This is a genomic window from Mediterraneibacter hominis, assembly GCF_014287475.1.
GTDB lineage: Bacteria > Bacillota > Clostridia > Lachnospirales > Lachnospiraceae > Mediterraneibacter > Mediterraneibacter hominis.
Window position 1 is genome coordinate 1,598,033 of record NZ_JACOPF010000001.1, and the last position, 18,826, is coordinate 1,616,858.

Here is an 18,826-nt window from a genome sequence, read left to right on the forward strand (position 1 = left end):
ACTAAGCTCTTTTGGTTTCCGTAATCATCGTCTGAATTCTGGCGATGTTTTTTCTAACTTCCTTGATTCGGCTTGTGTTGTCTAATTGATTCGTTGCATTCTGGAACCGAAGGTTAAACAGTTCCTTTTTCGCAGCTACTAATTCTTCATTTAATTCTTCTACAGATTTTCCTCTTAATTCGTTTACAAATGTATTAATTTTCACTGTTATCACCGCCTTCTAAGTCTGCGCGAGAAACGATTTTGCATTTGCAAGGTAATTTATGCATTGCAAGACGAAGTGCCTCTCTAGCTGTTTCCTCTGGTACTCCTGCAATTTCGAACATTACACGACCTGGTTTTACTACTGCTACCCAGTATTCTAATGCTCCCTTTCCTTTACCCATACGAGTTTCTGCTGGTTTTGCTGTTACTGGTTTATCTGGGAAGATTTTGATCCAAACCTTACCACCACGTTTGATGTAACGGGTCATAGCAACACGGGCTGCCTCAATCTGGTTGGAACGAATCCAGCAAGGCTCTGCTGCGATGATACCGTACTCACCATAAGAAATCGTGTTACCTCTCAAGGCTTTTCCTTTCATGGTACCACGGAATTGTTTACGACGTTTTACTCTTTTTGGCATTAACATTATTTATCGCTCCCTTCCTTATCTGCTTTAGTCGGAAGAACTTCGCCTTTGTAAATCCAAACCTTTACACCGACTTTTCCGTAAGTTGTGTCAGCTTCTGCGAATCCATAATCAATGTCAGCTCTCAGTGTCTGAAGCGGAATTGTACCCTCACTGTAGAACTCTGTACGCGCCATATCTGCACCGCCAAGACGTCCTGAAACAGATGTCTTAACCCCAAGTGCTCCTGCCTTCATAGTTCTTGACATGCAAGACTTCATAGCACGTCTGAAAGAAATACGGTTCTCGAGCTGCTGTGCGATATTCTCTGCTACCAGCTGCGCATCTTTGTCTGGTCTTTTGATTTCTTTGATGTCAACAACCAGCTTCTTGTCTGTATATTTTGCAAGTTCGCTCTTTACTTTTTCAATCTCAGCTCCGCCTTTTCCGATTACTACGCCAGGTTTTGCTGTATAAATCACGATCTTTACACGATCAGATGCTCTTTCGATTTCAATTCTGGAAACACCTGAGCTGTATAATCTCTTTTTAAGAAATGTTCTGATTTCATGGTCTTCCACAAGATTGTCTGCAAACTCTTTTTCTGCATACCATCTGGAATCCCAGTCTTTTATAACGCCGACTCTTAAGCCATGAGGATTAACTTTCTGTCCCATTATTGCCCTCCTTATCTTTCATTCAGCACGATTGTGATGTGGCTCATTCTCTTTTCGATTCTGTATGCCCTTCCCTGTGCTCTCGGTCTGATTCTCTTCATTGTTGGCCCTTTATTTGCGTAACACTCCTCAATATAAAGGTTCTCAACACTCATACCATTGTTGTTCTCAGCATTTGCGATTGCTGATTTCAATAATTTTTCTATTACGCTTGAAGCATATCTTGGATTATAAGCTAAAATACCAAGCGCTGTCTGTACATCCTTGCCTCTGATGGCATCCAAAACGTAGCAGGCCTTCTGAACAGATACTCTGGCGTAAGAAATCTTCGCTGATGGTCTTGTATCTTTCTGCTCGTTTCTCTCTCTTTTAATTTGACTTCTATGCCCTTTTGCCATGGATGAACCCTCCTTTCAAAATATATGAATCATTATCTGACTTTTGACTTCTTCTCGTCCTTGCCGTGTCCTCTGTATGTTCTTGTTGCAACAAACTCTCCGAGTTTATGTCCAACCATATCTTCTGTTACATATACAGGCACGTGCTTTCTTCCATCATGGACAGCAAATGTGTGTCCAACAAATGACGGGAAGATTGTAGAACGACGTGACCATGTCTTAATAACTGTTTTATTACCTGATGCATTCATAGCGTCTACTTTTTTCAGTAAGCTTTCGTCTGCAAATGGTCCTTTTTTAAGTGAGCGAGCCATAGGTTCTAACCTCCTTGTGAATCTAATTATTTAATCGCTTTGCCGTCTCTTCTTCTTACAATCAGCTTATTAGAAGCTTTATTTTTCTTACGTGTCTTAAGACCGAGTGCCGGTTTACCCCATGGAGTACATGGACCCGGACGTCCGATCCCGGTCTTTCCTTCACCACCGCCATGCGGATGGTCATTCGGGTTCATAACAGAACCACGTACCGTCGGCCGGATACCCATATGACGTTTACGCCCTGCTTTACCTATATTAATTAGGTTGTGATCGCCATTTCCTACTACTCCGACTGATGCGCGGCAGATAATCGGAACCATTCTCATCTCACCTGAAGGAAGTCTAAGTGTTGCATATTTTCCTTCTTTTGCCATCAGCTGTGCGCTGTTTCCTGCGGAACGAACCATCTGTCCGCCTCTGCCCGGATACAACTCAATGTTATGAATCTGTGTACCAACTGGAATTTCTGAAAGTGGAAGGCAGTTTCCTACTCTTACTTCTGCTTCCGGTCCATTCATAACTGTCATTCCATCCTTTAATCCTTCCGGAGCAAGGATATATGCTTTTTCTCCGTCTGCGTAGCAGATAAGAGCGATATTGGCTGTTCTGTTCGGATCATATTCGATACCGATTACTTTTGCCGGAATTCCATCTTTCTTTCTTTTAAAGTCGATAATTCTATATTTTCTTTTTGCGCCGCCTCCGCGGTGTCTTACTGTAATTTTTCCCTGATTGTTACGGCCGGCTGTTTTGCTCTTGGAATCCAACAAGGATTTCTCAGGAGTTGTCTTTGTGATTTCAGAGAAATCTGAGCCAGTCATCTGTCTTCTGGAAGGTGTATATGGGTTATATGTTTTGATTCCCATTACTGTCTCTCCTTTCGTTTGTCCTAATTATTCGTTTCACGGATTTGCACCGTTTAGATTGATGAACCTTCATCATATAATACCAAGTTCCGTACGCCTAAGTTCAAGCTTCGTTTACACTCGCTTTCACTAACGCTTGGGAACGGGTCCCGACTAAAACTCGACCTGCGTCTTCGACTTTGATACCAGGTTCGTCTCGCTAGGCTCGAAAACACCTCGCCAAGCTCTGCGAACGGGGTCCGACTAAGCTTCAGCCTGCGCTTACGCTTGCCTTCAGCAAGTCTTATAACCCCTCGAAAATTTCAATGTCAGCGCTGTCTTCTGTGAGCTGAACGATTGCTTTCTTTGTCTTCGCTGTCTTCCCATAAGTCATTCCACGTCTTTTTGTCTTTCCATCTAAGTTCATCGTATTGACGCTTTTTACTTTTGTTCCGGAGAACATCTTTTCTACAGCTTCTTTCACCTGAGACTTTGTAGCTTCTGTGTGAACAAGGAATGTATATTTCTTGTCAGCCATCAGTTCCATACTCTTCTCAGTGATTACCGGTTTAAGGATTACATCATAATACTGAACGTTTGCCATTATGCGTACACCTCCTCAATCGTTGCAACAGCAGCCTTTGTTGTGATTACTGTGTTGTATTTCAGGACGTCATATACATTAATCGTATTTGTACGTGCTGTCTTTACAGCCGGAATATTTCTTGCGGAGATTTCCACATTTGTATTCCCATCTTCCAGAACTACCAGTGCCTTGTTCACATTTAAATTATTTAACACTTCCTGGAATTTCTTTGTCTTAATTTCGTCGAATTTCAATTCGTCAATCACAATAAATTTGTTTTCTTCTACTCTGGAAGTAAGTGCAGATTTCAGAGCTGCCCTTTTTTCTTTCTTGTTCATTTTAAAAGAATAGTCTCTCGGAACCGGAGCAAATACTACCCCGCCGCCTGTCCACTGCGGAGCTCTTGTTGATCCCTGCCTTGCATGTCCTGTTCCTTTTTGTCTCCACGGTTTTCTACCGCCGCCGGAAACTTCTGAACGTGTTTTTGCTTTCTGTGTTCCCTGACGATTATTTGCGAGCTGGTTTACAACCGCCATGTGTACAAGATGTTCATTTACTTCAACACCAAATACAGCATCGTTCAAATCGATTGTACCAACTTCTTTACCTTCGATATTATAAACAGATACGTTAGCCATCTGTGTGTTCCTCCTTTCTTATCTGCCAGATTATTTGCCGTTTTTTACTGTTTCTTTGATTGTTACCAGGCATTTCTTAGGCCCTGGAACAGATCCTTTTACTAACAGCAGATTATTTTCAGCATCTACTCTGACAACTTCAAGATTCTGAACAGTGATTTTTTTGCATCCCATCTGTCCTGGCATCTTTTTACCTTTAAACACCTTGCTCGGATCAGATGCAGCGCCGTTGGAACCAGCATGGCGATGGAACTTAGAACCATGTGTCATTGGCCCTCTGCTCTGGTTATGACGCTTGATCGCACCCTGGAAACCTTTACCTTTGGAAATTGCAGTAGCATCTATCTTATCTCCCGCTTCAAAAATATCCGCTTTGATTTCCTGTGCCAGTGTATATTCTTCTGCATTTTCAAACTTAAATTCTTTCACATATCTCTTTCCAGATACGCCTGCTTTGTCAAAATGCCCCTTTTCTGCTCTTGTCACACCATTCCTGTGTGCAATTTCTTTCTTGCCGCTCTTGTCTTTTGTGACAATTTTTTCTTTCTTGTCAACAAACCCAACCTGAACTGCACTATATCCGTCGTTCTCTGCTGTTTTCACCTGTGTAACCACACATGGACCAGCCTGAAGAACTGTTACCGGAATCAATCTGCCGTCTTCTTCATTGAAGATCTGGGTCATTCCAACCTTTGTTGCTAAAATAGCTTTCTTCATTATAATTTACCTCCTGTGATTTACAGCGGAACGCCTGCGCGCTCATCCTAAATTTTAGGATTGTTACTGCTTTTTCATTTTGATGTCGATATAAACACCTGCCGGCATTTCCAGTCTGGAAAGAGCATCTACAGTTTTCTGCGTCGGTGTGATAATATCGATGAGTCTTTTATGAGTTCTCTGCTCAAACTGTTCTCTGGAGTCTTTGTATTTGTGTACCGCTCTTAAGATTGTAACTACTTCCTTCTTCGTCGGAAGTGGTACCGGTCCACTGACCTGTGCTCCGTTCTTTTTTACAGTTTCAATGATTTTCTTCGCGGATGCATCAACGAGCTGATGGTCATACGCTTTCAATGTGATTCTCATTACTTGACTTGCCATAAAAAAAGTCGCCTCCTTTTCGTACTTTTGACTTCAGTACGACAAGCGGTGACTGTACACTCTCCCGTGTGTGTCGTGAGAAACTCACACGTTGTTTCCTACTCTTACCTTATGGTAAACAGTAATCAGTTGTGATACGTACAGTGACTTGTCGCCAGTTTCCTAACTTGACATTCGCTCCACGGAAAACCTGCCACACAGTGCTTTCACACCTCGGACAGCAACCTCACGCTTCACAGCTATCATGCCACAGCTCTCTTAGTATATAAGATTCATCCATTTTTTTCAAGTACTTTTTTCAAAAATATTGTATTTTTTGTAACAGTTCAGCCATACAGTGTGCAGGAGGCATAAAACATGCCTGCATATTTTTGCGAGCGTACATCTGTATGAGCTTAAGCGTCCACCAATGAGTAAAACGGTGGCAGCAGCCACGATAAGCACACAGTGCGGTTTTATGAATGGCACGGGCTCAACTGTTACGTTTTCCAATGCAATCCCTTCTATTTCCTCTCTCTGTCAATCTATCTTGTTCAGATATTTTTTCCAGTATACATTTCTTTAAATTTACCTTCTGTTTGTATAAGCTCTTTAAACGTTCCTGTCTGTACTATCTCACCACCGTCAAACACTAGAATTCTGCCGCAGTTTTTTAAGGTTGTCAATCGGTGAGCAATAGAGATAATCGTCATCCCTGTCTCTTCCCGCAATTTTTCTATCTCCCCTTGAATTTTAGCTTCTGTCGTATTATCCAGAGCGCTGGTTGCCTCATCTAGTATTAATATTTTAGGCTTGCGCAGAAAGATGCGCGCCAATGCTACCCTTTGTCTTTGTCCTCCAGAAAGATTTTTTCCGCCTTCTGCCACCAAAAAGTCATAGCTTTCCGGTTTACTTTCTATATATTCTTCCAAACATGCCCTGCGTGCAGCTTCTTTTACCTCCTGCTCCGTCACATTTGTTTTTATACCGTAACAGATATTTTCCCTAACCGTTCCTGCAATAAGAAACGGAGTCTGTGGTATCAAAGTAAAACTTGCCGCAATTTCCTCTCTCGAAACCTCGTCCAGTTTAATTCTGTTTATAAAAATTCCCCGGCATTTTTCTAATTTGCACAGCACCTTGATAAGAGAAGATTTTCCACCGCCGGAAGTGCCTGCTATTCCAAGAAAACTCCCCGGCTCTATCTCCAGACTGATATTTTTCAAAACCTGTTTCTCTGTATTTTCATATTTAAAGCTTACATTTTTCATCTGCACACAAAGCGCTTTATTTAATTCTTCTTTTTCTGCCAGTTGTGCGGCCGCTTCATATGAAAAATCTTCCGGAAGATTTTTTATCTTAAAGTATTCTTCTGCAAGTACACAAGATTCTGAAAGCTCGTCCAATATACGGTGCAGTTCCCGCAGAGGAGATGTCAGTTGGGTAAAGCAAAGATACGCGGTAAGAATTGTTCCCACGCTGATGACATTCTTCCCTGCAAGATATACAGAGCCACCGATAATAATAACTGTAAAGACCGCTTCATTTATATATTTCAGACAGTCATATCCTGCCATCGCCTTGTGGTGTTTCATTTCCCGTTTCCGAAGTCGTTCGGATTTATCTGAAAAACGCTGTTTTTCTTCCTTCACCGTATCATAAACCCGAATTACTTCTATTCCATTTAAAAGTTCCACCATGACGCCGTCCATTTCTGATTTTTCTTCCAGCAGTCTGACCCGAATTCCTTTCTGTGTAGAGATCTGGCGAAACACAATCAAAATTCCCACTGGTATAACCAGCATCATGATCGTTGCCAAAAATGCCGGAACCTGTGAATAGATAACAAGTATCGCTGCAATTCCATTGAAGATCGCCGGAGCAAAATCCATAAACAGCAATTTCAATAATTTTACCGTACCATCCAGACTCCGATTCAACCTGCCGTGGATATTTCCTGTCATATTACTCTGAAAATATGACAGTGGAGCTTTTAAAAGCGCCTCTGTCGCGCAGACCCGTGCTGTTTTCTCAAACCGGGTAGCCGTATCTTCCACCATCAGCCTTCTTCCTATAATGAGAAGCTGATTCAAGATGCTGACTGCCAGTATAAAAAGTAGAAAAGGCAGCACTCTTTGGAAGGAAAATGCCGTTTTATATCTGAGCAGAGTATCGGTCAGCTTTCCGATACAGACAGGAAGTAATTGAGCAGCCCCCGCCGATACAACCATGATCACCGTTATAAGCACAAAATTCCATTTCTGTTTGCCTGTCAGCATCTGGTATAATGCTTTGCCTGTCTGTTTCATCTCTTATCCCTCCCTAGCCTTGCTTTTATCCCCATGTCTTCTTTATTATAATATGCTGCCAGATTTTTTTCCAGAAAATTGTCAGATCTGTTTGTGTCAGGAGTTCATATTATACAGACAGTCTATTCCTATTATTTGCCATCCTCTTTCCCTCATGTTATAATTAAATTCGGCAATTTTCGATAGTCAAAGACCCAGCTGCAGGCAACGGAGCATCAAATTTGATATGCTCCAAGGGGCGGGGGGTTGACCCTCGCGGCGTTCGCCAAATGTGCGTACAAGCACGCCCACATGACTCGTCGCTCGCGGGAATAAAATATATATTTCAGAAGGGGGGGACCAGTATGACTTGCCGTCCACATTTGATTGTAATGCTGACACACCATGACCGTACTGTCAGAAACGCCTACGAAATTTTTGAGCAATGCAAGCGCAGCAAGGCAGACTTCTGGGGCTTTAAAGAACAGCCGCTTCCGCTGCCGCAAATGAAAACATTATATACTTATATGAAAGAATACGGAAAAACTACCTTTCTGGAGGTAGTGGCATATACGGAAGAAGAATGTATGAAAGGTGCCAAAATGGCTGTTGCCTGCGGCTGTGACATTCTGCTGGGTACGTTATTTTTTGACTCGATCAACACCTTCTGCAAAGAACACCATTTAAAATACATGCCTTTCGTTGGAAGGGTTACAGACAGGCCATCTATTCTAAACGGTACGCCAAAAGAGATGATTGCAGAAGCCCAATCTTATCTCGAAAAAGGAGTCTATGGCTTTGATTTATTAGGTTACAGATATACAGGGGACGCCTTTTCTCTTAATAAGAGATTTGTATCTGAAATAGACGCTCCAGTCTGTATCGCAGGCAGTGTAGACAGTTACAGACGGCTTGACGAAATCAAGGAAGCTTCTCCTTGGGCCTTTACCATAGGCGGCGCTTTTTTTGAACACAAATTCGGCAAAACTTTTAACGAACAGATCGACAATGTATGCCGCTATATGGATACCCTAAAGGGCACACCGTAATACAAACCTTTCGGGATGGCGGTCTTTGTCCGATAAGGTATACCCTAAAGGGCATACCGTAATACATTCCCTTCGGGAGGGCAGGCTTCGCCTGATAAGGTATACATAACAGGATTTTGCCGCCCTTCACAAAATTTCCGCGGTGCACAGGCAATATTTAGATTTCGTTCTTTATCTGCTCCCGAGGAATGAGGCTGTAATCATACATTACTTCTGAATGATTCTTCAAAACAAGCTCCTTAGCCAGAACCTTGCCAGTCTCTTTATCAATAACATTTCTGTAAATCTCTGAATTTCTATAATATTTTTCTCCTTCCTTTGCAAAGTGATGGTTTTCCTCCACCAGCTCATAGCGCCGCGGATATGCCTTTTCACTTCTTAACTCTGCGTATAGTTTTTCTTCTTCACACCACACAAGAAGCTGCACATTTTGTTCTGTATTATTTTTAAAACGATAATCTATGCTGTTGTAACAGACAGATGTTCCAGAGCTGAACGGAACTCTCTTGCCCTCGTCAGGAGCCAGTGCGTCTGAATGTTTATGAAATTCCGTTACCTCCAAAGGACTATGCAGAACTAGCCAGTGTATCGTATTTCCTAAATTACAGAGTCCACCTCCGACACCCGCCTTTATTGTATTTCCGCTGATAACTCGTCCCTCTTTATATCCTTTTCTTTTTGTCGTCTTGCCTACGGTCTTCCAAAAAGAAAAGACTTCTCCCGGGCGGAGAACAAGTCCGTTTATTTTCTCACACGCCAGTTTAATATTCTGTGCTTTTCCTTCTTGCAGGCTAATATCTATTCCTTTCCCTCTTTTTATCAGATTTGAACTGTGAGCCGCTACAACATTTGGCAGTTTTTCTCTCTGTATCGTTTCCGCGAACTTTTCTTTCTCAAAAAAATTTTTTATATGGCGTTTCAATATCTCTTTCTGAAGTGCAATCTCATAGCAAACTGGACTGATTTCACAAAAAAGCCTGTCCCTTTTCCATAGCATGTTCAGATTCCTCCCTCTTTTGTATATCTCCCAGCCTTTTTTGGCAGGATTTATTTAATCCGTATAATATTAGAATCAGCTTCTCCAAATTTCTTCTGATTCCTATTTTTGTTTCTTGATCATATCCTATGAACTTTACTAGTATACTGGCTATACCACTTAAATTTGCACCACAAATGTCTGTAAATATCTGATCCCCTATAAAAACTGTTTCTTCCTTCTTCATCCCCAGCATCTTCAACGCTTTTAAATACTTCTCCGGCCTTGGCTTCTGCGCATCGCACAGATAAAATGAATCAATATTCTTCTTAAATCTCTTTACCCTTTCCTCATCATTGTTTGATAAAAGCAGAGTTTTAAATCCCATGCTGTGCAGTTTTAAAAAGAACGCATCCACTTCCTCTGTAGAATCATTCCCATGAGGCACCAGTGTATTGTCTATATCAAATAAAAGTCCTCTGTAACCTTTTGTGTACAATTTTTCGTAATCAATAGCAAAAACACTGTTTACGTATTCATAGGGATAAAACACTTTAAACATTTTGTCTGCCCCTCCGTTACTTCGATACTAAAATACTCCATTACAACGAGAGTATATCCCATTTTCTTCAGAATGTAAATGAGAAAAGGACACTCCAATCTAGAACACTGATAAAGAAATATTGCAAAAAGTAACTTAACGGCTCGTATATAATAATAGGGAGAGCACACAGCCGTGACTCTCCCTTACATTTACTTTCTTTATAACAATATGTTGTTTTTCACATCCTCCAGTCTGTCATAAAAGTCTATTTGCAGCTTATGTGCTTCCTTTCCTCTAGGAGAAAGCGTTTTTAATTTTTCTTTTTTACGTTCCTCTGTTCTTCCTCCTATATAATTTGTGGCAGGTTCAAATCCTAACACATACTCTCCTTTATTCAGGTATCTCCACTGAAGAAATTTATCCAGCGTCTGATTGTCAAACTTAATCGTAAATCCCATCTGCAATTTATGGTTAAACATACCTACACATGTCGTATCACCCTGCCGTTTCAATTGATGTAAGAAGCACATTTCTCCCGTACTTGAAGGTTCTTCTATCTGGTTCCATTTCCCCAGATTTCTTTCTGAATATTCGTTTGCGCCTTTTACCTCTTCTGTTGGAATAAATAATTCACACGAAGGTGATAGAAAGGGATACCCGATATTGAAATGGTATAGCTGCATATATTCCTGTTCTTCAAAACCTGTATTGATAATTTCATCTTCCAGAACAATTCTGTTCTTCTCCTGATATGCAGTTATCGTCCTCCTTAGGTGCAGCTTCTCACCAAACAGAAAGCTTTCCTTCATCCTCCCTGTGAGCTGTACCTCGTTTCCCTCTTCTTTTTCCAACATTCTTACACTGTAGTCATCTGCCGGAATATTGCTGATTTTACCGTGCAGACCTAATTCTTTCCCATCTACACATGGATTGCCTATATTGTCCAGCCCGCATGTTGTTACAAAGCCTGCCGTGAAATTTTCCAGCCACTTTGTTCCTCTATTGTCATAATACTGTGGCGCACAAATCCCATTTGGATTGATATAGCTTAGATTCACTCCTTTATAGGACACATACGCAATGTCCATGCATCGATCTGCAATGACCGTAAATTGGAGCCCGCTTTCATTCATTATCTGGGTAGCACGTACACCGTCTTTTCTTCCGCCCTCCATCCGGTAATTTTCTACACGAAAAAGCTGGGAAATGTCGCCTATATATGCATACTTTCTTTCCTCCATAGCGTCTCCTTATGGTTCCATCATAACCTTCATAGCATCCGGCAGTTCTGTCGCCTTAAACGCTTCTTCCCAGTCAGACAGTTTAAATTTATGGGAAATCAGCCCTTCTGTCTTAATCTTACCCGATGCAATTCCCTGTATTACAGAATCATATGTAAGAGCTGACAGGTGGGAACCGATAATTGTCAGTTCTTTTCCATCCCCGATTGTATTCCAATCAGCCGTTACTTCCTGTGCGAACACTCCCATCTGCACATATCTTCCGAGATTTCTCAGAGCATCCATTCCCTGCGTTACACTTCTTGGACTGCCTGAAGCTTCAATATATACATCGCACCCTAGTCCATCTGTCAGACTCCGAATCTCCTCCGCCACATCACATTTTGCCGGATTAAGAACTACATCTGCGCCGAATTTCTTTCCCATCTCCAGACGATTTTCTTTTACATCAATTCCAATCACCATTTTTGGGAGTGCCAGAGATGCAATATTGACCATAGATGTCCCGATTGCGCCCAGACCCGCGATCACAACTACATCACTGTGCTGTATTTGTGCCTGCTCTACCGCATGCATACCGCAGGCTATAGGTTCTATCAACACAGCCTGTTCTGCCGTAAATTCTTTTGGCACTTTATGGATAAGACAATTTTTATCCAGCTTTACATATTCCGCAAACCCACCGTTTGCATATTGTTTAAACCCAAACACTGCTGATCTTGTACACATCCAGTAGGCCCCGCTTTTACAGAATTTGCACTCTCCGCACGGAACAATCTGCTCGGCCACAAGAACGTCCCCAACGGCGTAGTCTTCTACGCCTTCTCCAAGCTCTACGACCTCGCCGAAAAATTCATGCCCGCCTATGCAAGGAGCTTCTATATATCTGTTTTCTTCTGATGTTCCCCATATGCGTATACCGCCATGATATGCCTTTATATCGCCTGCGCAGATACCACATCCTTTTACCTTCAGTACAATCTCGCCTTTTTCCGCCCTCGGCTTTTGATATTCTTCATACCTGTTGTCATAAGGCGCATAAGATACAAGTGCTTTCATTTTTTCTGCCATAATTTATCTCTCCCTTTTCTGTTTATTTACATTAATTACCGAAATGCTCATCATAATATTCCTGTGCGTTGCTGGAATCGATCACTGTAATCGGCATATACTGTATTTCCTCCTGCTCCGTGCCCTGCCGGAAATTCTCCGCAATGTCGATCAATGTTTCCCCATGAACTGCGCCTCCTCCAAGACTTACAGAAGACTTCTGCGGATCTCCGTTGATAATGTTCATGATTTCCTGTTCTGTAGCATCAATTCCGAAAATTCCGAACTTGTCATATTCATCTGCCGAAATATAGGATTTCACACCCTCGTTAGCGCCGGCTCCTCCACCCGAACCAATCGAACAAATGACTTTTATATCTGGATTAGACTGCATAAAGTTTTCCGCATTCTTCTGTCCATCCTCCATTACTTCTGCCGGCTGTGTCGCCACTAACTCTGCGTTCGGTGCCAGTTCCGCAATCGCGTCCTTAATCCCGTTTGCCCTGTCGATAATTTCAGGATATTTGGGGAGATCTTCAAGCGCCCATTCTATCGCTTCATCTCCATAGACCTCATTGATCCACTGCGCTGCTCTTTCGCCGCAGGCATACCCTGTATTGTAGGCATCAACTAAGTACTGTGCATCTGAATTTTCAATCGTCTGGGTATAAGCAATTACTTTGATCCCTGCCTCCTGTGCTTCTTTACATACGTCCTCTACAGAATTCGACTCTACCGCCGCAACAATAATAGCGTCCACGCCGGACTGTATAAAGTTTTCAATCTGAGATACCTGGGTTGTCGCATCATCATTGGAATTCTGTACGGTTACCGTCATACCCAATTCTTCTCCATGTGTTTTTGCTGCCTCTGACAACTCTGCCCAGGTCAGATTTCCCAGATTCAAAGTCATTCCTACCGTATAAGAATCCTCATCTCCTCCCGCACCTCCTCCGGAGCTGCTCTGGCATCCTGCCGCCATCCCTGTTACCATTGCCGCACTTAAAATAACCGCCAACACTTTCTTTTTCATAACCTTTCTTCCTTTCTTTTTTTAATATTTTATAGTGCTATTTTTTCCCGCCTCTGGGTATATCATATAATGCATCAGTTTTCTGCATTAATTGCTTTCATTTTCTTCGCCTTTTCATTTTTCCGCAGTGACATTGTGTCATAGATAACTGCTGCCAGAAGCACTAACCCTTTGATGACCTTCTGCACATATTCGTTGATATTCATAATTGCCAGACCATTCTCCAGCACACCGACAATCAGACATCCGATAAATGCTCCCAATATGGTTCCTTTCCCGCCGTTCGTGCTGACCCCGCCTACTACGCAGGCTGTCAGGCAATTAAACTCATACCCGTCTCCTGTGGAGGATTGTGCCGAATTCAACCGTGCCAACATCAAAATCGCCCCGATGGAAGTAAAGAATCCACACAGACTATATGCCAGAAGCTGAATCCTCTTTACATTTACCCCCGACAGCTTCGCCGCCTCCACGTTGTTTCCTATTGCGTAAAAGTACCGTCCGTAAACAGTTTTATTAAGGATAAACACGCCGACAGCAATAATAATGAGAAGGAAAAAGATGGAGATCGGAATGATACCCGCCACAGTTCCCTGTCCTAATTTTACAAAGGCATCATCGAACTTAAAGATTGCAAGCCCTCCTGTAATTAAGAAGCTGACTCCTTCCAGTATTGTCATCATGGAAAGAGTTACTATCAGAGGCGCTACATGGGTTTCTGTGATAATGATACCGTTAATTAATCCAATCGCTGTTCCAAGCAGCATACCCACAGCACATGCCAGCATCCAGTTCATTCCAAAATTTTTCATCAACACTGCCGTCACTACAATATCTACAGAAATCTGATATCCTACCGAAAGGTCAATTCCCCCAGTAATAAGAACAAAGCTAAATCCGACTGAGCAAATACCAACTGTAGCTATCTGTTTCGCAATATTAAAAAAGTTCTTCGCCTGCATAAACTGTGGTGATACAATGCTGAAAAACAACATCAATGCCAATAGTACGATAAAAACCGCAAATTCTTTACTTTTTATAATTCTCTTCATTTATTCCGCACCTGCCGCTTTCGTTAAAATTGTTTCTTGTGATATTTCATTTTTATTTAATGTTCCTGCCATCCTACCTTTACACAGCACGATAATCCGATCTGACATTCCAATTAATTCTTCCATATCTGATGAAATCATAACAATGGCTTTTCCCTGATTTGCCAGTTCATTCATCACCTCATAGATTTCCTGCTTTGCGCCTACATCAATTCCTCGGGTAGGTTCATCGAAAATAATAATATCCGGATCCATAGCAAGCCATTTTGCCAGTACTACCTTCTGCTGATTCCCTCCACTTAAATTTTTCACAAGCTGTTCGATCGTTGGCGTTTTAATCCGCAGTATTTTTTCATATTTTTCTGTCACTTCATTTTCCTTTGCAGACTTAATCACACTATATTTTGATATATGTTTCAGACACGGCATCGTTGTATTCTCCCGAATACTCATCTCCAGGACAACTCCATGCCTTTTTCTGTCTTCCGGAATCATAGCGATATTATTTTCTATCGCCTCCCGGCAATTCTTAGGCCGAAAACTTTTTCCTTTATATATGATTTTCCCTGAGGTAATCCGTTCACTGCCAAATATAAGCTGTGCCAGTTCTGTACGGCCGGCTCCTACCAGCCCTCCCAGTCCTAAGACTTCTCCTTTCTTTATCTCAAAGCTGATGTCTTTTATTCCATTTCCACTTAGCTTATCCAGCTTCATAATCGTTTCTCCCGCCGGTTTCTTCCGAACCGGATACGATTCGTTTAACTCTCTTCCAACCATCAGCCGGATAAGCTCTTGTTTATTTGTATCTGCTGTGTTGACTGTAGTTATGTACTTTCCATCCCTGATAACTGTCACTCGATCGGATAACCGGAATATTTCTTCCATACGATGCGAAATATAAAGTATCGTGACTCCTTCTGCCTTAAGCCTGTCCACAATCTCATACATCGCTTCAACCTCCGTGATCGTCAAGGGGGCTGACGGTTCATCCATGATCAGTATTTTCGCATCCTTTGAAATTGCCTTTGCTATCTCCACAATCTGTTGGAAACCCGTTGTCAAGTCTGCAACCTTCACTTTTGGATCAATCCTGACATGCAGTCTTTCAAAAAGTTCTTTTGCCTTTTCCTCCATTGCTTTTCTGTCCAGAACCATCCCTTTGAGCATATATTCTCCCATAAAAATATTTTCCGCTGCCGACAATACCGGAACCAAAGTAAATTCCTGATATATCACCGCTACGCCCTTCTGTCTGGAAAGCTTAGGCGTGAGCTTGTCAAAGGTCTCTCCACATATCTCTATTGTTCCCCGGCTAGGTTCAATCGCTCCGGAGATCGTCTTAATCATTGTTGATTTCCCAGCTCCGTTTTCTCCTACGATGGCATGAACTTCTCCTTCTCTAAATTCCATGTTCATGTCATCTAACGCTACAACCCCCGGATACAGTTTGGAAATGTGGTTCAGTTTTAATATAGTATCTCCAATCATTTCCTCAACTCCTTCCTTTCGTTTGTTGTTAAAAACATTTTATACCGTCAATTTCACGAAAAAAAGGAACCATTTTTTACATAAAGTATACATTTTTAACCACTGCAGGTTTTAAAAGTCTTATTTATTGTCAAGCCTTTCCAAATCTGCTAAAATTTTGATTAGCGTTAATTAAATCATTCTCTGCAGACAGTGAAACAACTCATTTACTGCACTGCACATGGAATAGAAGGCAGAAACATATTAGGAGGATATTCATGTTTAAAGTGCTGATCGTAGACGATGAGATTTATGTCGTAGCGTTAATTCAGAAACTTATTTCATGGGGGAAATATCAAATGGAAATAGCCGCTACAGCCAACGATGGAGTAGCCGCCCTTTCATTGGTAAAGGAAATTGTTCCAGATCTCGTAATCGTAGACGTACGTATGCCCGGTTATGACGGTCTGACCTTTATGAACGAAGTCCGCAAATTCAATACCAACGTAAAATTTATCGTAATCAGCGGTCATAAGCAGTTCGACTATGCTCGTGAGGCTCTGCGCAGCAATGTGGCAGACTACCTCCTAAAACCTATTAATAAAGAAGAACTGGAATGTGCTGTCCGCCGTGTATATGAACAACTGGCAGAAACACAGCAGCGGGAAAACTCCCTAAAGGAAATCTCAATTCAACTAGATGCAGGCAGAAAGCAGGCACAGAAAATATTCTTTGAACATGTGCTTAAAGGGGACATTTCTTTTCCATGTGAATTATTTTCCATTAACGAGCAATATCTGACTCATTTTCGCCCCGGCATATTCCAGATGTGCGCCCTGGTTCTTGATGCGTCGGCAAACATCTCGGATTCAGGCAAAACTGTTCCGCTTTTACTCATGGAAGCCCGTACAGTTCTTTTTTCTGCCCTGCAAGAATTATGTATGGAAATATTGGAATATACTTACAAAAATATTTCTTTCTTTTTTCTAAATTATACAGTGGAAAAACAGGATTCCCTTCTCCCTGTTTTAAAAAAGCATCTGGAAAACTGCGAACGGAGTACAAAGAAATTCGCCGGACTATCTTTCCATATCTGTTTAGGCAGTCTCTGCAATGAGCCGTTGTCATTCTCTGATACGGCTTCCAGCCTTATAAAATGTCTCCTTTCCAGAACCGCACTTTGGAATAAGAAGCTGCTTACACCTTCTGAGCTTCATACTGCGCCAGAATTGCTCAATACAATTATAGATTACCGGAAAGAAGCACTTTCTAACGCGTTAGCCTCTCTCAATGAATCAGAAATACGCCGCTGTATAAAGGATATGTATTCCAGGGCGTACTATGTCCTGGAGGAAGACAGTCTTTTATATTATCGCCTATACGTAAAATTACTTGAAAAAATCTACCTCTATTTTCATGACATCGGTGTATGTAATGAATCCGAAACTGCATTTAAAGAACGTATGCTTAAACTCTATATTTCCGCATCTTCTCCACAGGAATATGCTGCTTCTTTATCTACAGAAACTGCACGCATGGTAGCCGAAAATCAACTGTCTGCCGACAGTCGTTCTACCCCCCCCCCTATCCGGATTGTAAAGCGGTATATCGCCGAGCACTACAGCGAGGATATCAGCTTATCCGATGCGGCAAAAATAGTAAATCTTTCTCCTGTATATTTAAGCAGACTATTTAAAAAGGAAGAAGGGATCAATTTTTTAGATTACCTGAACCAATATCGGATTGACATTTCAAAAAATCTGTTGAAAGACGTAAAACATAATATTCTTGAGACAGCTTCCCTGTCTGGTTTCGGCAGTACGAAATATTTTTCTAAAATATTTAAGAAAACCGTGGGAATCACACCTTCCGAATATAGAAAACGTCATTTAGGAACAAACGGAGGGGAAAAATGAAAGTATCGAAGCATCTAAAATTTCTGACTTCCGGAAAGGTAATCTTTGTGTTTTTGCTAGACACTCTGCTCATTATCTGTACGTTTTTATTCTTTGGCTGGCTGCTAAACGAACTAAAGCCTCCTGCAAAGGGCTATTTTTCTTACCGAGAAACCGCACTATGCCTGGGGCTTTCTCTTTTATTAAGCGGAGTTCTTACTTATCTGCTGCTTATCCGCCAGCTTTGGAATATAGAAGAATTTATTACAAAGCACGCTTCTGTCTTCGATGCAGAAAAGGCAGACAATGCAGGAGACACCTTTTCTCCTCCTACGATTGATACAACTCTATATCATTTGATCCAGCAGCAGGAATTTGCCAATGCACAGAAGAGATTTGAAGAAAAACAGAGAAAAAAGGCCGAGCTCTATGCATTATCCTCTCAAATCGATCCACATTTTCTTTATAACGCTTTAGACTCAATCAGAGGATATGCCCTTATACATGATATGGAGGAAATCTCTGATATAACAGAAGCTCTCTCACGCGTATTTCGAAACATGATTTCCGACAAACAGGAGCTTTTGTCTTTTCGCCAGGAAATGGATAACATCAACAATTACATGAAGGTTCAGCAATTCCGATTTAATAATAAATTTGATTATTCCTTTGACGTAGAAGAAGAATTACCTGATAAGTATATGATTCCCCGCATGGTACTACAGCCTTTAGTAGAAAATGCCATAACCCATGGATTGGAGCACAAAATAGAAGGAGGACGTATACAGATTCGCGCCTATACAACAGAGCATAAATTTATTCTTGCCGTCACAGACAATGGTGCTGGCATAAGCGAGGAACGTCTTGAATTTCTGGAAAATGCAATGCACATCGCCTATTCGGATTATAGCCATGCAACAGGTACAGACACACACGCCGGAATCGCCCTGATTAATATCAACAGACGAATTAAGCTGACCTTTGGCAATGAATACGGCATATCTTTAAGCAGTACTCCGAATATACGGACAACCTCCGAGGTAACATTCCCTCTGCTTCTCTGCCGGCAATAGGAGTTTTAA

Annotated in this window: 21 protein-coding genes; 3 read left to right on the forward strand and 18 right to left on the reverse strand. The window is 41.7% G+C overall.

All coding sequences use genetic code 11. The features are described from left to right. Position 1: 1 nt before the first annotated feature. The 11 genes from rpmC to H8S37_RS07810 form a co-directional block, all read right to left on the reverse strand. Complete coding sequence (gene rpmC, locus H8S37_RS07760) at positions 2-205, reverse strand: 50S ribosomal protein L29 (RefSeq protein ID WP_186875404.1); 204 nt, start codon at positions 203-205, stop codon at positions 2-4. Continuing rightward, on the reverse strand, positions 195-632 hold the full coding sequence (rplP, locus tag H8S37_RS07765) for a 50S ribosomal protein L16 (RefSeq protein WP_186875405.1): 438 nt from the start codon (positions 630-632) through the stop codon (positions 195-197). Before rplP ends, rpmC begins: the two co-directional genes overlap by 11 nt. Beyond that, positions 632-1,288 carry a 30S ribosomal protein S3 gene (gene rpsC / locus H8S37_RS07770; RefSeq protein WP_186875406.1) on the reverse strand — a complete coding sequence of 219 codons (657 nt, stop codon included), beginning with the start codon at positions 1,286-1,288 and terminating at the stop codon, positions 632-634. Before rpsC ends, rplP begins: the two co-directional genes overlap by 1 nt. Before the next feature lie 11 nt (positions 1,289-1,299). Further along, the gene (gene rplV / locus H8S37_RS07775) at positions 1,300-1,686 is read right to left on the reverse strand and encodes a 50S ribosomal protein L22 (RefSeq protein WP_059067895.1); all 387 of its coding nucleotides are present in this window, start codon (positions 1,684-1,686) and stop codon (positions 1,300-1,302) included. 32 nt (positions 1,687-1,718) lie between these two features. Beyond that, complete coding sequence (gene rpsS / locus H8S37_RS07780; RefSeq protein ID WP_186875407.1) at positions 1,719-2,000, reverse strand: 30S ribosomal protein S19; 282 nt, start codon at positions 1,998-2,000, stop codon at positions 1,719-1,721. 26 nt (positions 2,001-2,026) lie between these two features. Further along, a complete protein-coding gene (gene rplB / locus H8S37_RS07785; protein ID WP_186875408.1) occupies positions 2,027-2,869 on the reverse strand; it encodes a 50S ribosomal protein L2 in 843 nt (280 codons plus the stop codon). A 283-nt stretch (positions 2,870-3,152) separates the two neighbouring features. Further along, the gene (gene rplW / locus H8S37_RS07790) at positions 3,153-3,452 is read right to left on the reverse strand and encodes a 50S ribosomal protein L23 (RefSeq protein WP_186875409.1); all 300 of its coding nucleotides are present in this window, start codon (positions 3,450-3,452) and stop codon (positions 3,153-3,155) included. Further along, the gene (rplD, locus tag H8S37_RS07795; RefSeq protein ID WP_186875410.1) at positions 3,452-4,072 is read right to left on the reverse strand and encodes a 50S ribosomal protein L4; all 621 of its coding nucleotides are present in this window, start codon (positions 4,070-4,072) and stop codon (positions 3,452-3,454) included. Before rplD ends, rplW begins: the two co-directional genes overlap by 1 nt. A gap of 30 nt (positions 4,073-4,102) precedes the next feature. Further along, the gene (gene rplC, locus H8S37_RS07800; RefSeq protein ID WP_186875411.1) at positions 4,103-4,789 is read right to left on the reverse strand and encodes a 50S ribosomal protein L3; all 687 of its coding nucleotides are present in this window, start codon (positions 4,787-4,789) and stop codon (positions 4,103-4,105) included. A 63-nt stretch (positions 4,790-4,852) separates the two neighbouring features. Further along, positions 4,853-5,170, reverse strand: coding sequence for a 30S ribosomal protein S10 (rpsJ, locus tag H8S37_RS07805; RefSeq protein WP_186875412.1), 318 nt, complete (start codon positions 5,168-5,170; stop codon positions 4,853-4,855). A gap of 533 nt (positions 5,171-5,703) precedes the next feature. Beyond that, positions 5,704-7,458 carry an ABC transporter ATP-binding protein gene (locus H8S37_RS07810; protein ID WP_186875413.1) on the reverse strand — a complete coding sequence of 585 codons (1,755 nt, stop codon included), beginning with the start codon at positions 7,456-7,458 and terminating at the stop codon, positions 5,704-5,706. Between the two features lie 344 nt (positions 7,459-7,802). Between H8S37_RS07810 and H8S37_RS07815 the strand changes: the two genes are divergently transcribed. Then, positions 7,803-8,486, forward strand: a complete 684-nt coding sequence (locus H8S37_RS07815; RefSeq protein ID WP_186875414.1) for a hypothetical protein — start codon at positions 7,803-7,805, stop codon at positions 8,484-8,486. Positions 8,487-8,643: 157 nt separating this feature from the next. On the opposite strand, the gene H8S37_RS07820 is transcribed toward H8S37_RS07815, so the two are convergent. The 7 genes from H8S37_RS07820 to H8S37_RS07850 all read right to left on the reverse strand — a co-directional run bounded on the left by H8S37_RS07820 (position 8,644) and on the right by H8S37_RS07850 (position 15,870). Beyond that, a complete protein-coding gene (locus H8S37_RS07820; RefSeq protein ID WP_186875415.1) occupies positions 8,644-9,483 on the reverse strand; it encodes a VanW family protein in 840 nt (279 codons plus the stop codon). Continuing rightward, a complete protein-coding gene (locus tag H8S37_RS07825) occupies positions 9,452-10,024 on the reverse strand; it encodes a YqeG family HAD IIIA-type phosphatase (protein ID WP_186875416.1) in 573 nt (190 codons plus the stop codon). Before H8S37_RS07825 ends, H8S37_RS07820 begins: the two co-directional genes overlap by 32 nt. Positions 10,025-10,224: 200 nt before the next feature. After that, the gene (locus H8S37_RS07830; RefSeq protein ID WP_186875417.1) at positions 10,225-11,247 is read right to left on the reverse strand and encodes an aldose 1-epimerase family protein; all 1,023 of its coding nucleotides are present in this window, start codon (positions 11,245-11,247) and stop codon (positions 10,225-10,227) included. Between the two features lie 9 nt (positions 11,248-11,256). Further along, positions 11,257-12,318, reverse strand: a complete 1,062-nt coding sequence (locus tag H8S37_RS07835) for a zinc-binding dehydrogenase (RefSeq protein WP_186875418.1) — start codon at positions 12,316-12,318, stop codon at positions 11,257-11,259. A gap of 31 nt (positions 12,319-12,349) precedes the next feature. Further along, positions 12,350-13,330: a sugar ABC transporter substrate-binding protein gene (locus H8S37_RS07840; RefSeq protein WP_186875419.1), complete on the reverse strand. Its 981-nt coding sequence runs from the start codon at positions 13,328-13,330 to the stop codon at positions 12,350-12,352. A gap of 74 nt (positions 13,331-13,404) precedes the next feature. Then, positions 13,405-14,382 carry an ABC transporter permease gene (locus H8S37_RS07845; RefSeq protein ID WP_186875420.1) on the reverse strand — a complete coding sequence of 326 codons (978 nt, stop codon included), beginning with the start codon at positions 14,380-14,382 and terminating at the stop codon, positions 13,405-13,407. After that, entirely contained in the window at positions 14,383-15,870 is a 1,488-nt protein-coding gene (locus H8S37_RS07850; RefSeq protein ID WP_186875421.1) for a sugar ABC transporter ATP-binding protein, read from the reverse strand. 257 nt (positions 15,871-16,127) lie between these two features. Between H8S37_RS07850 and H8S37_RS07855 the strand changes: the two genes are divergently transcribed. Together H8S37_RS07855 and H8S37_RS07860 are read left to right on the forward strand one after the other, a co-directional pair. Further along, positions 16,128-17,765 carry a response regulator transcription factor gene (locus tag H8S37_RS07855; protein ID WP_186875422.1) on the forward strand — a complete coding sequence of 546 codons (1,638 nt, stop codon included), beginning with the start codon at positions 16,128-16,130 and terminating at the stop codon, positions 17,763-17,765. Next, positions 17,762-18,817 carry a sensor histidine kinase gene (locus H8S37_RS07860; protein WP_186875423.1) on the forward strand — a complete coding sequence of 352 codons (1,056 nt, stop codon included), beginning with the start codon at positions 17,762-17,764 and terminating at the stop codon, positions 18,815-18,817. The genes H8S37_RS07855 and H8S37_RS07860 overlap by 4 nt, the downstream gene beginning before the upstream one ends. The last annotated feature ends 9 nt before the right edge of the window (positions 18,818-18,826 follow it).

Excerpts from the sequence above, each read along its gene's own strand:
- H8S37_RS07825 (WP_186875416.1), bottom strand. The coding sequence starts at position 10,024 with ATGTTTAAAGTGTTTTATCCCTATGAATACGTAAACAGTGTTTTTGCT.
- rplC (WP_186875411.1), bottom strand. The coding sequence starts at position 4,789 with ATGAAGAAAGCTATTTTAGCAACAAAGGTTGGAATGACCCAGATCTTC.
- rplV (WP_059067895.1), bottom strand. The coding sequence starts at position 1,686 with ATGGCAAAAGGGCATAGAAGTCAAATTAAAAGAGAGAGAAACGAGCAG.
- H8S37_RS07845 (WP_186875420.1), bottom strand. The coding sequence starts at position 14,382 with ATGAAGAGAATTATAAAAAGTAAAGAATTTGCGGTTTTTATCGTACTA.
- H8S37_RS07850 (WP_186875421.1), bottom strand. The coding sequence starts at position 15,870 with ATGATTGGAGATACTATATTAAAACTGAACCACATTTCCAAACTGTAT.
- rplB (WP_186875408.1), bottom strand. The coding sequence starts at position 2,869 with ATGGGAATCAAAACATATAACCCATATACACCTTCCAGAAGACAGATG.
- H8S37_RS07810 (WP_186875413.1), bottom strand. The coding sequence starts at position 7,458 with ATGAAACAGACAGGCAAAGCATTATACCAGATGCTGACAGGCAAACAG.
- rplD (WP_186875410.1), bottom strand. The coding sequence starts at position 4,072 with ATGGCTAACGTATCTGTTTATAATATCGAAGGTAAAGAAGTTGGTACA.
- rpsC (WP_186875406.1), bottom strand. The coding sequence starts at position 1,288 with ATGGGACAGAAAGTTAATCCTCATGGCTTAAGAGTCGGCGTTATAAAA.
- H8S37_RS07860 (WP_186875423.1), top strand. The coding sequence starts at position 17,762 with ATGAAAGTATCGAAGCATCTAAAATTTCTGACTTCCGGAAAGGTAATC.
- rpsJ (WP_186875412.1), bottom strand. The coding sequence starts at position 5,170 with ATGGCAAGTCAAGTAATGAGAATCACATTGAAAGCGTATGACCATCAG.
- H8S37_RS07820 (WP_186875415.1), bottom strand. The coding sequence starts at position 9,483 with ATGCTATGGAAAAGGGACAGGCTTTTTTGTGAAATCAGTCCAGTTTGC.
- rplW (WP_186875409.1), bottom strand. The coding sequence starts at position 3,452 with ATGGCAAACGTTCAGTATTATGATGTAATCCTTAAACCGGTAATCACT.
- rplP (WP_186875405.1), bottom strand. The coding sequence starts at position 632 with ATGTTAATGCCAAAAAGAGTAAAACGTCGTAAACAATTCCGTGGTACC.
- H8S37_RS07830 (WP_186875417.1), bottom strand. The coding sequence starts at position 11,247 with ATGGAGGAAAGAAAGTATGCATATATAGGCGACATTTCCCAGCTTTTT.
- H8S37_RS07840 (WP_186875419.1), bottom strand. The coding sequence starts at position 13,330 with ATGAAAAAGAAAGTGTTGGCGGTTATTTTAAGTGCGGCAATGGTAACA.
- H8S37_RS07835 (WP_186875418.1), bottom strand. The coding sequence starts at position 12,318 with ATGGCAGAAAAAATGAAAGCACTTGTATCTTATGCGCCTTATGACAAC.
- H8S37_RS07855 (WP_186875422.1), top strand. The coding sequence starts at position 16,128 with ATGTTTAAAGTGCTGATCGTAGACGATGAGATTTATGTCGTAGCGTTA.
- H8S37_RS07815 (WP_186875414.1), top strand. The coding sequence starts at position 7,803 with ATGACTTGCCGTCCACATTTGATTGTAATGCTGACACACCATGACCGT.
- rpsS (WP_186875407.1), bottom strand. The coding sequence starts at position 2,000 with ATGGCTCGCTCACTTAAAAAAGGACCATTTGCAGACGAAAGCTTACTG.